The organism is Micrococcus sp. EYE_212 (assembly GCF_023147585.1).
GTDB lineage: Bacteria > Actinomycetota > Actinomycetes > Actinomycetales > Micrococcaceae > Micrococcus.
In genome coordinates, this window is record NZ_JAHXOZ010000011.1 from 91537 (window position 1) to 106710 (window position 15174).

Below are 15174 nucleotides of genomic sequence, written 5' to 3' on the forward strand. Positions count from 1 at the left end.
GCGGGGACGGGTGTGGCCCGCGCCCTACAGTGGGCGGATGCCGCCCGTCCCCGCCCACGCCGAGCCCGCCGCGACCGAGCCGCACCGCCGCCGTCGGACCCCGCTGCCCCTCGCGCTGGCGCTCGCCCTCCTCCTCCAGCTCGTGGTCCTCTACCTTCCGGGCCAGGCCGTGCCGAGCGCCGGGTTCGAGATGCCGGGCCTGGACAAGGCGATCCACGCGGCGATCTTCGCGGCACCAGCCGCCCTGATCGCCGCCGCCCGGCTCCCGGCCGGCTGGCTCGTGCCGCTCGCCGCCCACGCGCCCGTGTCCGAGGTCCTCCAGCTGACCCTCGTGCCGCACCGCAGCGCGGATCCGTGGGACGTGGCGGCGGACCTCACGGGGGTGGCGCTGGGCGCCGCCGTCGGGCGGGCGATGCGCCGGCGGGCCGTGCCGGGAGGCGGGCGCCGGCGCGGATGCCGTGCGACCCGATTGGAGGATCGTGCACGGCAGGAGTATGCTTCTACGGTGTCCTCGAGCAGAGGGCATGACCTGGGGCTATAGCTCAGTTGGTAGAGCGTTTCGTTCGCAATGAAAAGGTCAGGGGTTCAATTCCCCTTAGCTCCACGGACCGTCCCGGCCCGCGATCCTCACGGATGGCGGACCGGGACTTTCTCGTTCCGCGGCCGAGCCCGGCGGGAAGGGGATCCGGATCACTCTCCCGGACCCCTTGACAGACCCCGCCCTCGTGTACTTTCCGCGCGCCCCGCGCGCCAGTACAGTCGGCCCGTACGTCTGTTCGCCAGCCGCCCTTCCCGGGCGCGTCGTCGCCCCTCACCGGGCCGAGAGGGGGCCGCCCATGCGCATCGCGGTGCTCACCCACATGCTCCATCCCATCCGTTCGCCGTACGCCGGCGGCCTCGAGATGCACACGGCCCTCACCGTGGAGCACCTCGTCCGCCGCGGCCATGACGTCCGCGTGTACGGCCGGGAGGGCACCCAGGTGCCGGGTGAGTTCATCCCGGTCCTGGCGAAGGAGGGCGCCATGGGCGACGGCGACGAGGCCGTCGCCATGCGCGAGCGCGCGATGGAGGCGGCCTGCGACGCCGTGCTGGCCTCGGACGCCGACGTCGTGCTCAACAACTCCCTCACCCCGGTGCCGCTGCAGCGCATGCGCTCCGCACCGATGCTCACCGTGCTCCACACCCCGGCCACGCTGAACCGCGTGCTCCGCGTCCTCGACGAGCCCGGGTGGACCGCCCCGAAGCATCACCGCTGGGCGTCCGTCTCCGCGTCCAACGCGATCGCCTGGCAGCACCGCCTGCCCCGCGTGGACGTGGTGCCCAACGGGATCGAGCTGCAGAAGTGGGTCAGCGACGCCGCACCCGTGCCGGGCCGCGCCGTGTGGGCCGCGCGCATCACGGGGGAGAAGGGCCTGCACATCGCCATCGACGCCGCCCGCGGCGCCGGCATGGAGCTGCACTTCGCCGGGCCGATCTCCGACCAGGCGTACTACGACGACGTGATCCTGCCCCGCCTGGGCGAGGACACCGTCTACCACGGCCACCTGGACCACTCCACGCTGCCGGACATGCTGGCCACCGGCGAGGTGTACCTCTCCACGCCGCTGTGGGCCGAGCCGTTCGGCCTGGCCACGGTGGAGTCCATGGCGCTCGGGGTCCCCGTGGCGGCGCTGCTCTCCGGCTCGATGGGCGAGATCGTGGCCCCGCAGGCCGGCGACCTCGCCGTGCACCACTCCGCCGAGACGCTCACCGACTCCATCCGCCACGCCCGCCGCAAGGACCGCGGCCGCGTGAAGGCCTGGGCCCGCCGCTTCAGCTCGGACACCATGGTGGAGGGCTACCTCGACCTGCTCGAGCAGGTCGTCGAGGACCACGAGGCGCCGCGCTCGTGACCGGCGGGGGCAGGCGGCGCGTCCTCTACTACGCCCACCAGCACGGATCCGGGCACGTCCGGCACGCGGCCAACCTCGCGGGAACAGGGGCGTTCAGCGTCACGGTGGTGACGGCGCATCCCGCCGCGGGGGACATGCTCCCCGCTGGGACCCGTCTCGTCCCGCTGCCCACGGACCTCGTGGACGGGCACGTCCAGCCCGCGCGCTCGCTTCTGCACCACACGCCCGCCGGCCCGGTGATCCGCGCGCGCTTCGCCGCCCTGCTCGCCGCCGCGCAGGAGGCGGAGCCGGACGTGTGCGTCGTGGACGTCTCCGTGGAGGCCGCCCTGTTCCTGCGCCTGGCGGGCTACCCGGTGATCCACCGGCGCATGCACGGCGACCGCACCGACCCCGCCCACGAGCTCGTCTACGCCGAGGCCGACCGGCTGATCGCCCACTACGGGGTCACGCTCGAGGACCCCGCGTGGCAGGCCGTCCACGGTGCGCGCACCACCCACCTGGGCGTCCCGGACGTCACGGGCCGCCTCGGCGCCGCGGCGGCGACGACGGGCGCGGCCCGTCCGCGCGTCGGTGTCATCACCGGCACGGGCGGGGGAGGGGTGAGCACGGCCGCCCTCGCCCGGGCCGCCGCCGCGGTCCCGCACGCGACGTGGGACGTCTACGGGCCCGTCGCCGGAGTCGAGGCCACAGCCGCCCGGCCCGCCGCCGACGGCGAGGCGGGGGCGGGCGAGCCCGCCGACGTCGCGCGCGCGGCCGGCCTGCCGGGGAACGTGCGCCTGCACGGCTGGGCGCCCGACGTCCCCGTGCGGGCGGCCGAGGCCGACGTCGTGGTGGTGTCCGCGGGCCACAACGCGAGCGTGGACGCGGCCCGCTCCGGCCGCCCCGTGGTGCTCGCGCCCGAGCCGCGGCCCTTCGCCGAGCAGCTGTTCTTCGCCCGGGCCGCCGAGCGCGCCGCGGGCGTGCCGTGGTGCGCGTGGGAGGACCCGGACGCGGACTGGTCCGGGGCCGTGGAGCGGGCCCTCGCGGACCCGTCCGCCGCGGACCGCCTGGCCGCCGCCCTCCTCGTGGATCCGGCGGAGTACCGCCGCCGCTGGGAGGACGCGGTGGAGGCGGCGCTGGCCTGAGCGGGCCGAGGGCTCAGTACGCGGCGTCCTCCCGGCGGGCGGCGGCGAGCTCCTCGGGGCCCGGGCGGCGCAGCAGCTCGAGCCGCTCGCCCGCGGGATCCCACGCGATCAGGCCGGCCTCCGCGAAGGCGCGCAGCCACCCCTCCATGGCCCACCGGCCGTGCACGGCACGGAACCGCTTCGCGTTCACCAGGATGTCCTCGAGGTGGTTCACCGGAGGGGAGAAGACGCCGTGGTGCTGGTGGAACACCTCGGCGGGGCTGAAGCGCAGCCGCAGCCCGGCGTCGCGGGCGCGGAAGGCGATGTCGGTGTCCTCGGCGCCGTAGCCGGAGAAGCCCGCGTCGAAGCCGCCGATCCGTTCGAGGTCGGACCGCGCGATCGCCAGCACGAGCGTCCACACCAGGTGCCACTCCTCCGAGGGGCCGGCCGTCAGGTGGGCGCGCCCGTGGTGGGGCACGGAGAGGCGGCGCAGGGCGCCGTCGGTGAGGGGCGGGGACGCGGTGCCGGGCTCGCCGCCCGCGTCCCCGAGGGTGCCCGCGGACGGCAGCGTGGCGGTCCAGCCGGCACCGAGGTAGCGCGGCGTGCCCATCACCACGGAGCCCGGATGCGCGGCCACCTCCGAGGTGAGCGTGCCCACGGTGTCCGCGGCGGGGATGCAGTCCACGTCGAGGAACACGAGCACCTCGCCCGTGGCCAGCGCGGCGGCGGCGTTGCGGGCCTCCGCGAGCGGCAGTCCGCCCCGGCCGGCCACGTGGCCGACCGTGACGTCCAGGCCCGTGGCGGGCACGTCCCCGTCGGGCTGGTCCATGAACACGACCACCACCTGCTCAGGGCGGCGCGCCGAGCGCTCCAGGCCCGCGAGGAGGCGGGCCAGGTGAGCGTCCCGGTGGCCGGTGATCACCAGCACGGAGACCGTCTTCAGGGTGCCGTGCCGGCGCGCCCACGCCTCGCGGTAGGCGGCCACGTGGGTGGCGGCCACGCGGCGGCGCTGGCGCGCGCGCGCGGCCACCGGCACCGGGCGCAGCCGGTGCCGGCCGCGGAGGAGCCGCTCGAGGGCGTCGGCGAGGGAGTCCGCGTCCTGCCGGTCGAACGCGGCGAGCGTGTCCGGGGAGACCCACGCGCGCGCCTGGTCCGCGATGTGCCCGACGTCCGCCACGGCCACCGGCACCCCGAGGTCCCGGCACATCTCCACCCAGCCCGAGTGCGTGCCCGTGCGGTAGGGCAGCACGGACACGGCGACGCGGCGCAGCAGGGCGTGCAGCTCGGGATCGGCCAGGCGGGCGTGCTGCCACAGCTCGAAGCCGTGGTGCTCGCAGCCCTCCCGCAGGCGCTCCAGGTCCGCCTCGCTGCGCACCGAGTCCTGCACCTCCACGATCACGTGGGTCTCCAGGCCGCGCTCGTCCAGCATCCCGACGGCGGCGGCGAGCGTGGGCAGGAACCCCACGGGGTCCACCTGGGCGCGCAGGTCCTTCGCGTGCACCAGGAGGCGGGCGGGGGCGACGGCGGCGCGCTCCTCCTCGTCGTCCTCGCCGGCGGCGGGGCCGGCGTCGTCCGGGGCGGGGGCGGGGTCCGCCGGGGCGAGCTCGGCGAGGGCGTCGAGCGGGACGATGTGCGGATGCGGCACCACGTGGGCCCGCACCCCGTAGTCGCGGGCCACCGCGTCGGCCGCGCCGGGGGTCAGGGTGAACACGGCGTCGGCGGCCTCCAGGAGCACGGCCAGGCGCCGCCGGTGCAGGGTCTGGTCCGTCAGGTGCGGGTTCTCGAGGTCGTGCACGGTGACCACCACGGCCCCGCCGTGCGCGTGCTGGGCGTCCATGGCCGCCGCGAGCTCGTCCGGGGTGCGGTGCTCGAAGCCGAAGTGCACGTGCAGCACGTCCGGGCGGTGCTCGGCGAGCCAGCGCGCGTCGAGCGCCTGGGGCGGCCACCACTGGTGCTCCGGCGCGCCGGGGACGGGAGGGTCCGGCCAGAACTCCACGTCCGGGGCCGCGGAGGCGTCCAGCGGACGCACGGCGCGGCTGTAGGGGTGCCCGGCGGGCACGTGCTGCACGGTGAGGGTCACGGCGGTGGCTTTCGGACGGCGGTGGAAGCGGCGTGTCTGCGTCCCCCCGCGGGTCCGCTCACGTCGTAGGCTGGCCTGGGCGGTGGGCCGGCACGACTCCCTGAGTCGACGCCACCGCGCAGACCACCATTCCACCACGTGAGGAACAGTGACGATGGAGCCGGAGGCGAGGGGGCGCGTGCTGTACGCGACCGTGGGTCCCGACGAGCACGGCGTGACGCGCCACGGAGCCGCCACGCGGCGCACCCTCCAGGGGCTCGGCGCGGACGTCGAGCCCCTGCACGCCACGGACTCCTCCGACTTCCTGGGGCTCGCCGGGGTCCTCCGGGACGCCGTCGACGACGGCCGGGCGGTCCACCTGGACGTGACGGACGCGCTGTTCGGGCCCTCGCCCGCCGCGGCGGCCGACTGCCTGCTCGAGGTGCTGCCCCCGGCGGTGACGCTCACCCTGCACGACATCCCCCAGGCCGCCGAGGGCGAGGAGCGCTTCCGGCGGCGCGCCGAGGCCTACGCGCGGATCGCGCGGCACGTGGCCGGCGTCGTGGTCTCCTCGGAGCACGAGCGGGCGCTGCTGGACGACATCGTGGACGTGGCCGTGCACGTGGTGCCGCTGCCCGTGGAGGACCGCCGCGCCATGCTCTCCGACACGCGGCCGGAGCTGCCGGAGCACCTGGCCGGGCTCGAGGACGACGTGGTGGTGTTCGGCTTCCTCTACCCGGGCAAGGGCCACGCCGTGGCGCTGGACGCCCTCGCCGAGCTGCACCGCCAGTGGGGCCCGGGCAGCGGGGCGCCGCGCCGCGTGACCGCGCTCGGCCCGGTCTCCGCGGGCCACGACCGCCTCGTGCGGGAGCTGCGCGAGAGCGCGCGGGACCGCGGGCTGGAGTTCCGCGCCACGGGCTTCGTGCCGGACGAGCTCTCCGACGTCGCGCTGCTGGCCGCGGGCATCCCGCTGGCCGCGCACCGCAACGTCTCGGCGTCCGGCTCGCTCGGCTCGTGGATGGGCGTGGGGCGCCGGCCGATCGTGCCGAGCGGCCGGTACGTCCAGGAGATGGCGCGCCTGCGGCCCGGCACGCTGCGGGTCACCGGCGTGGACACCGGTCCCCTGGACTACGCGCTGGCCGAGGCCATCGCGGAGGCCGTGGAGGACCACCGCCGCACCTGGCTGGCGCCCGGCACGAGCCTCGAGCCCGGCCCCGAGACGTGCGCGCGGCGGCTCGCGGACGTGTGGGCCACGGTCCACGGGTGGGCATGACCGCGCCCGAGGTCTCCGTGGTGGTGCCCTACTACCGGGCGCAGGCGGACCTGGACCGGCTCCTCGCGGCCCTCGCCGCGCAGGACCACCCGGCCTCCCGGCTGCAGGTGGTGATCGCCGACGACGGCTCGCCCGAGCCGCCCGCGCTCCCCGCGGAGCTGCCCTTCGCCTCCGCCGTGGTGCGCCACGAGGACCGCGGCTTCCGCGCCTCGGCGGCCCGCGCGCTGGGGGTCCAGGCCGCCGAGGGCTCCGTGCTGGCCTTCCTCGACGGCGACATGCTCCCCGAGCCCGGCTACCTCACCGCCGCGTGCGCCGCGCCCGCGGCGAGCGGCCTGGCCGTGGTGGTGGGACGGCGTCGTCATCTGGACCCGCGGCTGCTGGAGGCGGGTGGCTGGCGGCCGGGGGAGTCCGTCCCGGAGTGGGCGCGCCTGGAGGAGCCCGCGTGGCTCGCGCAGGCCTACGCCGACTCCGAGGACCTGCGGCGTGCGGACTCCACGTCCTACCGGTTCATCATCTCGGCGGTGCTCACGGTGGCGCGCGAGGTCTACGAGGACGCGGGCGGCTTCGACCCCTCCTTCGTCGGCTACGGGGGTGAGGACTGGGAGCTCGCGCACCGGCTGTGGCGGGCCGGGGGAGCGTTCGCGTACGAGCCGCGCGCCGTCGCGTGGCAGGCCGGGGAGGATTTCGGCGGCCGCGAGGACCCGGCCGAGGCCAGGCGCGTGAAGAACCGCGAGGCCCTCGTCCTCGCGCCGAGGATCGCCGCGCCCACCGCACGGGGGCTGAGCCTCGGGCTCGGCGGGGAGGACCGCCCCGCACGGGCGGCCGTGACGCTGGGGGCCGCCGGCGACGCCGCCACCGTGCTGGGCGCGGACGCCCTCCTGCAGGCGTTCCCGAGCGCCCGGCTCCTCGTGCGCGGGGCGCTGGGCGACGACGCCGCGGCCTGCCTGACCGACGAGCGCGTGGCGCTCGAGGCGCCTGCGGGGGAGCCGGATGCGGCGGGGCCGAGTGACCCCCGCGTGGCCCTGAGATCCGCCCCGGACTGGGGCGTCGACGTCGCGGCGCCGGTGCGCCCGGCCGAGCCCGGCGCGCGCCCTGTGCCGAAGGACGCCTCGGACTTGCTGCTGAGGCTGGAGCGGGACGGCGTGGAGCGCGTGGAGGTGACCGACGAGGCGGGCGACGTCCTCGCAACGCTGACCTCTTCCCGCGCGCGGTGGCGCGAGCACCGCGAGGGGGCCGTCCCGCCGGCGCGGACGCTGCGGGTCCGCGCGGCGGATCTGGGCTGGCGCGCGGTGGAGGCCGAGCCGGACCTCGAGGCCTGGTGGGGCGGCTGGGGCTGAACCGCTGGCGGCGGACGCGCCGTCTCGATAGCCTCGAGGCGGGACGGAGCCCGCAGGACCGCTCCGAGCACCATGATCTGACGACGGAGGCACGCACGTGGCGAACTGGGACGAGGGCCGGCTGCGGCACTACGGGCACTTCTACGGGCTCGAGGACCTGCCGGAGGGGGACCTGCTGCTCGTGTGGGGCAACTGCCAGGCGGAGTCGTACCGGCGGCTGCTCGGCGGCGAGCCGGGCACGGCCATGCTCGGTGACTCCGGGCTGAACACGGTGCGCGTCCCGCCGGCCTTCGAGATCCAGCCGGACGAGGTGGAGCACCTCGAGCGCCTGCTGACCCGCACCCGCGCCCTCGTCACGCAGCCCATCCCCCACGACTACCGCGGCATGCCGATCGGCACGGAGCAGCTGATCGCGCAGCTGCCCGAGGATGCCCCGGTGGTCCGGATCCCGGTGGTCTACGACACCTCGCGCTTCCCGTGGCAGGTGACCCTGCGCAACTGGAAGTTCGCACCCGGCGCCGCCGAGCGGCCAGGCGAGGACCCGCCCGTCGTCCCCTACCACGACCTCCGCGTGCTCGCCGAGGCCGCCACCGGCCAGCGCCGCGAGGTGGCCCCCGAGGCCCTGCGCGCGGCCGCGGCGGCGTCCGTCCAGGCGCTGCGTGCCCGCGAGGAGGCCAAGCGCACCGTCGGCATGGCGGACATCGTGGCGGCGGAGCGCGGCACCGGCTTCTACACGGTGAACCACCCCACCAATGTGGTGCTCACGCGCGTCGCCGAGCGCACGGCGGAGCAGTTCCCCTTCGAGGTGCAGGTCCAGCCCGTGCCGGAGACGCGCGTGCTGCTCGGCGGCGTCCGCGCGCCGCTGCACACCTCGGTGGTGGAGGCCCTCGAGCTCGAAGCCGAGCCCACGGAGGACTGGAGCGTGGGCGGGGAGCTCATCCCGGACGAGCAGATGCGCCAGATGCATCTCGAGTGGTATGCGCAGAACCCGCTGGCCGTCGAGGTCGGGATGCGCAAGTACGCGGACCAGCTGCGCCTGCTCGGACTGGCGGGCTGATCGCCATGACGACGACATACGACGTCCTCATCGTCGGCGGCGGCAACGCGGGCATCTCGCTCGCAGCCAAGCTCCTCAAGGACGGGGCGGGGCGGATCGCCGTCGCCGACGGTCAGCAGGTGCACCGCTACCGCCCCATGCTCAACTACGCCGCGGGCGGCCAGGCGGACATGGCCGGGTTCGAGCGGTCGATGCGCGCCGTGGTCCCGGACGGTGTGGACTGGATCCCGGACCACGTGGCCGCCGTGGACGCCGCGGCGCGCACCGCGACCACGTCGACCGGACTCACCGTCGGCTTCCGTCACCTGGTGCTGTGCCCGGGTCTCACCCCGTGGTGGAGCGCGATCGACGGGCTCCGCGCGGCCTACGGGGCCGGCTGGGCCGCGAGCGCGCACGTGCCCGAGTACGTGGAGCCCGCGCGTCGGCTCCTGGCGGGCGTCGCCGCGGGGGACCGCGTGGTGGCGAACGTGCCGGCCGAGCCGTCCTCGTGCGGCGGCACCGTGCTCAAGGCGCTGTTCCTGGCATGCGCGGCGTGGGAGCGGGCGGGGATCCTCGGCGAGGTCGACGTCCATCTGGTGACGCCTTACGACCGCATCCTGGACCGCCCCACCATCGACGACGCCCTCGCCGACGCCGTGGTGCGCTATGGCGTCCACGTGCACGCCGGCGCCGAGGTGACCGCCGTGGACCACGCGGCTCGCACGGTGACGCTGAGCACCGGCGAGCGGATCGACGGGGTGGACGCCGCCTACGTGACCCCCGTGGTGCATGCCCCCGAGTTCATCGCGGAGGCGGGCCTGGGCGACGGCGGCCCCGCCGGGCTCGCGGACGTGGACCCGGAGACCCTGCGTCACCGGGGGCACCCGCACGTGTGGGCCCTCGGCGACGCCGCGTCGGTGCAGACGCGGCCTTCCGGCGGCGCCCTGCGCAAGCAGGTCAAGGCCCTGGCGCAGAACATCCAGGCGGCGGACGACGGCGGCGAGCTGCAGCGCTACGACGGCTACACGGTGATCCCCGTGATGGTCAGCCGCGACGAGCTGGTGCTGGACGAGCACGTCCGGGACGGCTCCGAGGACCGCTCCATCCCCGGCGTGGACGTGACGAAGCCCCGCCGGAGCACGGCCGTGTTCGACCGGTTCGGCCAGCCGCGGATCTACTGGAACCGCCTCCTCAAGGGGAAGGTGTGAGGTTGTAGGGGCATCCGGCTCCAGGCGTGTGGACAGGATCCCGGGCCCGGGGTGGGATGGGCGTATGACTGAAGCGCCCTGGGTTTCGTTCCGAGGTCAGGACGCAGCGGGCGCTGAATGGGACTGGTGCACCCTCACTCGGACGCCCGCTCGGGGAGGCACCTCACGTGGGCCGATCCGACGGGGTTCAGTCTGCTCGGGCCTCGGACACGGACTCCTCGAGCACGGCGAGCTCCGTCTGCGACAACTCTGTGCCCGTGACTGGCAGGACGTCATTTTGCTCGACCGCAAGCACGCCCTCTTGTAGGTTGACCGGCGTCGGGTACCACCCCGCGTCTACAAGGTTGAAGAGATACAGGTCTCCGGCCCCCGCGGTCAGCACCGGAGCGCCGCTCAGCTCGAACTTCTGGCCATCCTTGACCCCGCCTAAGATGCTGAACTCCAGGGTCTCACCCGGCTGCACATCACCCTTGACGACCGTTTCGACCTGCACGGTGTACACGGTTGAGGGAAGGGCCATTGGCTCCGGGTCCTTGGGGTTCGGCACCGCGCCAGGCTCCTTCATGAGGTCCCAGACTTCAACCCGAGATGCGATCACCCGGCCCACAACCGAGTAGTCCGACGCCTGCTGAACGTCCTCGGCAGTGCTGTAGCTGACGTACCGCGCGTGAAGGGTTTGAGTCTCCTCCGCCGACGTCTCCGGTGTGGCGGAGTGGGCCGTTGACTCCCTCCCGGCCTGAACCGAGGCAGTCATTGCAGGAGACGGCACTTGCGCTCCCTCCACCGCCTCCGGGGCACTGCAGCCCGCAAGCAGGAGGCCGGCCGCGACTATGCCTGCACCGATGGGAAGGGAGGAACGAGGTGACCTCATCAGAGTGATCCCTTCAGGATGGAGGTGGGAATGGACACCGGGCACTGAGCGGTCGGGCTGCGCAGCGACCCGTCATAGCGTCGGACCCCGTCAAAGTAGCAAGCGTAGGGGGGACTTGTCCGCGGTGGAGGCGTCCCGGAACTGGCCCACCAGCTCCACCATCTGACGGTGTTGCTGCCGATCGACGGCGAGCCAGGTGAAGGAGGACATGCATTCATCCTGCCGGACTCGTTCAGCGCCTCCGTCACGCCGGGACATCACCTCGCCTCGTCAATCCACCCCGCCCATCAGCCTCACCCCATGAAGATCGGATTCCGCAAGCCGTCCCTGATGAAGTCGCTCAAGGCTCGCACCACCGGGCGCGCCAAGCGCACCGTGAAGCGTGCCCTCATTCCTGGCTAGGGCCGTCCCGGCATGGGCTGGCTGTGGGACCCGAAGCGGGCCGCCTACAACGCCGTCTACCGGCGCACCACCTTCGGCCGGGGCGACGTCCTGCGAATGTTCCGCTGACCACCGCTCCACCACCCTCCGCCTCCACGCCCCGGCTACCCTCAGCACCATGAGCCGCGACGTCCCTCCCGCCCCCGGCGTCACCGTGCCCCGGCCCGCCCCCGGCTCCCGTCAGCGGGCCCTCGTGCGGCGCTCGCCCCTGATCCTCGCCGCGCTCGTCCTCCTCGTCGGCGCCGCCGTCCTCGCCGCGCAGGGGGACCGCGAGGCGGCCGTGCTCAGCGTGCAGATCGCCATGGTGGTCCCCGTGCCGATCGCCGTCGAACGCGCCGCGCGGGTCCGCCTGCCCCCGTCCCTGCATGCGATGTACGCGGCTCTGCTGATCGCCGCCCCGTGGATGGGCGCCGCCCTCGGCCGGTACGCGGCCTGGCCCTGGTGGGACACTGTGGTGCACTTCTACTCCGGCGTGCCCATCGCGCTGGGCTGCGTCCTCGTCCTGGGTCTCGCGGCCGCCCGCCGCGGCCTGGCCATGCCGCCCGGGCTCGAGGCCCTCACGGTGGTGGCGCTGCACTCGCTCGTGGCCCTGCTTTGGGAGGTGGCCGAGTTCACTGCGGACCAGGTGCTCGGCGCGCACACCCAGAAGGGCAACACGGACACCATGACGGACCTGATCGTCGGAACCCTCGGGGCCCTGCTGGTCGCCCTCGCCCTCTACGCGCACCGCGCCCGTGGGCCCTTCGCCTGGATGACCCGCTTCACCGGTCGCTGAGCCGGGGCGGGCGGTGCCGCGTCCCCGCCCGCCCCGGCCCCGCCCGCCTCACGCCTGGATCGTGTGCAGGCGATGCTCGCCGTCGGCCACCCCGAACACCGCACGGGTGCGCACCGAGGAGCCGAGCTCACTCACGTAGTCGAGCACCTGGAAGCGCGCCTCCAGCAGGTCCCGCGTGACGTCCAGGCGGAGGTACCCGCGCAGGTCGTTGTTGAACGTGATGTGCGGGTTCCACTCCAGGGCCTTGGCCGCCGCGTCGGAGCCGTCGCCGCCGGAGGTGATCGAGGTGGTGATCAGCTCCACGCCCACCGGCGCCGAGGAGAGGTCGTTGAAGTCCCGCTTCACATCGGAGGCGAACGCCTCGTGGATGTCGCCGGTCAGCACCACCGGGTTGCGCACGCCGGCCTCGACCCAGGCGTCCACCACGCGCTCGCGGGACGCCACGTAGCCGTCCCAGGAGTCCATGTCGCCCCAGACGAGCGGGCCGGCGCTGCGGTCGTACTGCACGAACGGCACCTGCTGCGTGATGAGGTCCCAGCGCGCCGTCGAGGTCTCGAACCCCTCCCGCAGCCACGCCTCCTGCTCCGCACCCGTGATGGAGCGGCGGGGGTCCTTCGCCTCGGCCCCCACCACCTTGATGAGGTCCAGGTTGGCCTGGTCCGAGCGGTACTGCCGGGTGTCCAGGAGGTGGAAGGTGGCGAGGTCGCCCCACTGGATGCGCCGGTAGAGCTGCAGGTCGATGCCCTGGGGCACCGAGGACGCGCGCAGCGGCATGTTCTCGTAATAGGCGCGGAAGGCGGCGGCGCGGCGGGCCAGGAAGTTCGGGTCCCAGAGCTCGGGCTTCTCGTCCGCCCAGTTGTTCTCCAGCTCGTGGTCGTCCCAGATCACCAGCCACGGCGCCGCCGCGTGCGCGTCCTGCAGGTGCGGGTCCGTCTTGTACTGCGCCATGCGGGCCCGGTACTGGGCCAGCGTGCGCGACTCCCCGTTCTTGTGCGCGCGGGGGACGCCGGAGGAGACGGGGTACCCGTACGGCATGATCTCGTAGTAGTAGTCGCCCAGGTGCACCATCAGGTCCGGGCGCTCGGCGGCCATGTGTGCGTAGGCCGTGAAGTAGCCGTGCTCCCAGTTCGCGCAGGAGGCCACGGTCAGGCTCAGGTGCTCCGGGGAGGAGCCGAAGGCCGGGGCGGTGACGGTGCGGCCCGTGCGGGAGAGGTGCCCCAGCGCGCGGAACCGGTAGAAGTACTCGCGGCCCGGCTGCAGCCCCGTCAGGGTCACGTGCACCGCGTACCCGCGGGAGCGGTCCGTGGCGACGGTGCCCGAGCGCACGACGCGCGTGAACCGCTCGTCCCTGGCCACCTGGTACTCCACCGGGAACGACCGGTCCGGCATGCCGCCGAAGCCGTCGAGCGCCAGCGGGTCCACCGCCAGGCGCGTCCAGATCACGGCCCCGTCGGGCCACGGGTCACCCGAGGCGACGCCGAGCGTGAAGGGGGTCGGGCCGGTGGCGGCGTGGGCAGTGCCGGCCGGCGTGGACAGCAGTGCCGCGGAGGCGACGACGAGGCCCGCCCCGCCGAGGACGGTGCGGCGGGAGACGGGGTGGGCGATCGGGTGCGCGGGATCGGTGTGCGAGGTCACCCGTGCAGGGTGGCAGGGGTGGGTGACGTGGACGTGACCGGGCGGTGACGGCGAGGTGGGGTGGCCGGCGGGCGCGACATCGGTCCATACGACACACGACATTGCGCAAAATTCATTTACGCTAATCGTCTATCGACTAAGGCTTGCCCCTCTTGTGCTATTTGTGGGCCGGAGTAATCTCGATTCCAATAGCGCCGCCCCGGCCCGGGGCGGGCCCGAACCGGGAGGATCACGCCATGACCACCGCCGTCCGCACCTGCGCCGCCAGTGCCTGCGCCTTCAATGCCGAGACGTCCTGCAACGCCCTGGCCATCACCGTCGCCGGCTCCGACCGCACGCCCGGCTGCGGCACCTTCGTCCAGCTGGACGTCCGCCGCCCGGTGACCGAGGGCGCCTCGACCGTCGGTGCGTGCCACCGCCTCGAGTGCACGTACAACGCCGACCTCGCCTGCACCGCCGAGGGCATCGAGGTCACGGACGTGGCCACCTGCGCCACCTACACGATCGACTGACGCCGCCCCTCAGGGGTGGGCGACCCGCGCCGGGATCGCGTCCAGCAGTCGCCGCCAGGCGTGCCGGGGGCTGTGGTCGAGCCGGCCTGCACCGGGCAGGGCCACGTGTACCGCGGTGGTCTCGCCGTCGCGGACGCGCAGCAGGGTCACCCCGGCTTCGTCCGCGTCGAGGGCGTGGGCGGGGGACTCGGATGAGGATTCGGTGCCGACCTGCAACGGGGTGCTCTCGCCCGGCAGCAGGCCCAGGGCGACGGCGTCGGCCAGGTCTGCGAGCACCTCGGGGGCGGTGCCCAGCACGTCGTCCGCCAGGTCTGCGAGCTCGGCCTGGTCGACGAGCCCGCGCGACGTGAGCGGCAGGGTGTGGCGGCAGAACACGGCGACGCCGTCCACGTCGTGCAGCAGGATCCGCTGGGTCTCGACGACGCCCACGCGCACCCGCGGGCCGACGTCGGCCACGAGGTCCGCGACGCGGCCACGCAGCCCCAGCTCCGCGACCTCGGCCGAGTCCCGGCACCAGCGCAGGGTGCCGAGCAGATGCACGGACGCCAGGCGGGTGGGGAGTGTGAGGTCCAGGGCGTCGCGCAGGACGTCCACGCGCACGTCCAACGGCGTGGGCGTGTGGAACGCGCCGAGCGAGCCGAGGAGGTTGGGGACGTGGGCGACCACGAGGCGGCCGTCCGCGCTCACGCCGTGCACGGCCGTCGTGAGAGTCTCGCCGGCGCGGAAGGCCGTGACCTCGACGGAGCCCTCGCCGCGGAGCAGCCGCTGGGCCAGCAGCAGACGACGGGACGCCACGGGCGGCAGCGGATGGGCGGGGTGCGTGGAGGCGTGGGCCATGGGGGTCCTTCCGGCGGGGGTCCGAGAACCAGTAAGGCATACCTCAGTGAGATACGCAAGGCAAGTGTAGTTGAGTCCCGCATAGTGGTGTAGCGCCCGGTGGTCGGGCACGTCGTCTCAGACGTGGACGCGGCCACCGTGTGATCCTTCGAGTGAACCTCTCACAGCACCCTCGAATGGAGTCATCACGATGAC

Annotated in this window: 13 protein-coding genes and 1 tRNA gene; 10 read left to right on the forward strand and 4 right to left on the reverse strand. The window is 74.3% G+C overall.

The window, feature by feature from the left end; all coding sequences use genetic code 11:
• Positions 1 to 37 precede the first annotated feature (37 nt).
• The 4 genes from KZX60_RS08565 to KZX60_RS08580 all read left to right on the forward strand — a co-directional run bounded on the left by KZX60_RS08565 (position 38) and on the right by KZX60_RS08580 (position 3016).
• On the forward strand, positions 38 to 541 hold the full coding sequence (locus tag KZX60_RS08565) for a VanZ family protein (RefSeq protein ID WP_248117413.1): 504 nt from the start codon (positions 38 to 40) through the stop codon (positions 539 to 541).
• Positions 532 to 604: transfer RNA gene (locus KZX60_RS08570), tRNA-Ala, on the forward strand. Before KZX60_RS08565 ends, KZX60_RS08570 begins: the two co-directional genes overlap by 10 nt.
• Before the next feature lie 232 nt (positions 605 to 836).
• Positions 837 to 1892 (forward strand): glycosyltransferase, encoded by a 1056-nt coding sequence (locus KZX60_RS08575; RefSeq protein ID WP_248117414.1) that lies wholly within the window; start codon positions 837 to 839, stop codon positions 1890 to 1892.
• Positions 1889 to 3016 carry a glycosyltransferase family 4 protein gene (locus tag KZX60_RS08580; protein WP_248117416.1) on the forward strand — a complete coding sequence of 376 codons (1128 nt, stop codon included), beginning with the start codon at positions 1889 to 1891 and terminating at the stop codon, positions 3014 to 3016. Before KZX60_RS08575 ends, KZX60_RS08580 begins: the two co-directional genes overlap by 4 nt.
• Before the next feature lie 13 nt (positions 3017 to 3029).
• On the opposite strand, the gene KZX60_RS12015 is transcribed toward KZX60_RS08580, so the two are convergent.
• Entirely contained in the window at positions 3030 to 5075 is a 2046-nt protein-coding gene (locus tag KZX60_RS12015; RefSeq protein ID WP_348983746.1) for a glycosyltransferase, read from the reverse strand.
• Between the two features lie 178 nt (positions 5076 to 5253).
• Here KZX60_RS12015 and KZX60_RS08595 point away from each other — a divergent pair, with 178 nt between their 5' ends.
• From KZX60_RS08595 to KZX60_RS08610, 4 genes are all read left to right on the forward strand, one after another.
• Positions 5254 to 6327 (forward strand): hypothetical protein, encoded by a 1074-nt coding sequence (locus KZX60_RS08595; RefSeq protein WP_248117418.1) that lies wholly within the window; start codon positions 5254 to 5256, stop codon positions 6325 to 6327.
• Complete coding sequence (locus KZX60_RS08600; protein WP_248117420.1) at positions 6324 to 7664, forward strand: glycosyltransferase; 1341 nt, start codon at positions 6324 to 6326, stop codon at positions 7662 to 7664. The genes KZX60_RS08595 and KZX60_RS08600 overlap by 4 nt, the downstream gene beginning before the upstream one ends.
• A 97-nt stretch (positions 7665 to 7761) precedes the next feature.
• On the forward strand, positions 7762 to 8721 hold the full coding sequence (locus KZX60_RS08605) for a WcbI family polysaccharide biosynthesis putative acetyltransferase (protein WP_248117422.1): 960 nt from the start codon (positions 7762 to 7764) through the stop codon (positions 8719 to 8721).
• A 5-nt stretch (positions 8722 to 8726) separates the two neighbouring features.
• Positions 8727 to 9908, forward strand: coding sequence for an FAD/NAD(P)-binding oxidoreductase (locus KZX60_RS08610; RefSeq protein WP_248117424.1), 1182 nt, complete (start codon positions 8727 to 8729; stop codon positions 9906 to 9908).
• A gap of 187 nt (positions 9909 to 10095) precedes the next feature.
• Here the strand turns inward: KZX60_RS08610 and KZX60_RS08615 are convergent, their stop codons facing one another.
• Positions 10096 to 10662, reverse strand: coding sequence for a hypothetical protein (locus KZX60_RS08615; protein WP_248117426.1), 567 nt, complete (start codon positions 10660 to 10662; stop codon positions 10096 to 10098).
• A gap of 676 nt (positions 10663 to 11338) precedes the next feature.
• On the opposite strand from KZX60_RS08615, the gene KZX60_RS08620 reads away from it, so the two are divergent.
• Positions 11339 to 11995 (forward strand): hypothetical protein, encoded by a 657-nt coding sequence (locus KZX60_RS08620; RefSeq protein WP_248117428.1) that lies wholly within the window; start codon positions 11339 to 11341, stop codon positions 11993 to 11995.
• 48 nt (positions 11996 to 12043) lie between these two features.
• On the opposite strand, the gene KZX60_RS08625 is transcribed toward KZX60_RS08620, so the two are convergent.
• Positions 12044 to 13630 (reverse strand): alkaline phosphatase D family protein, encoded by a 1587-nt coding sequence (locus KZX60_RS08625; protein ID WP_348983747.1) that lies wholly within the window; start codon positions 13628 to 13630, stop codon positions 12044 to 12046.
• Between the two features lie 236 nt (positions 13631 to 13866).
• Here KZX60_RS08625 and KZX60_RS08630 point away from each other — a divergent pair, with 236 nt between their 5' ends.
• Complete coding sequence (locus KZX60_RS08630; protein ID WP_020624892.1) at positions 13867 to 14142, forward strand: DUF1540 domain-containing protein; 276 nt, start codon at positions 13867 to 13869, stop codon at positions 14140 to 14142.
• Positions 14143 to 14151: 9 nt separating this feature from the next.
• Here KZX60_RS08630 and KZX60_RS08635 read toward each other — a convergent pair whose 3' ends face one another.
• Positions 14152 to 14979 carry a hypothetical protein gene (locus KZX60_RS08635; RefSeq protein WP_248117432.1) on the reverse strand — a complete coding sequence of 276 codons (828 nt, stop codon included), beginning with the start codon at positions 14977 to 14979 and terminating at the stop codon, positions 14152 to 14154.
• Positions 14980 to 15174 lie beyond the last annotated feature (195 nt).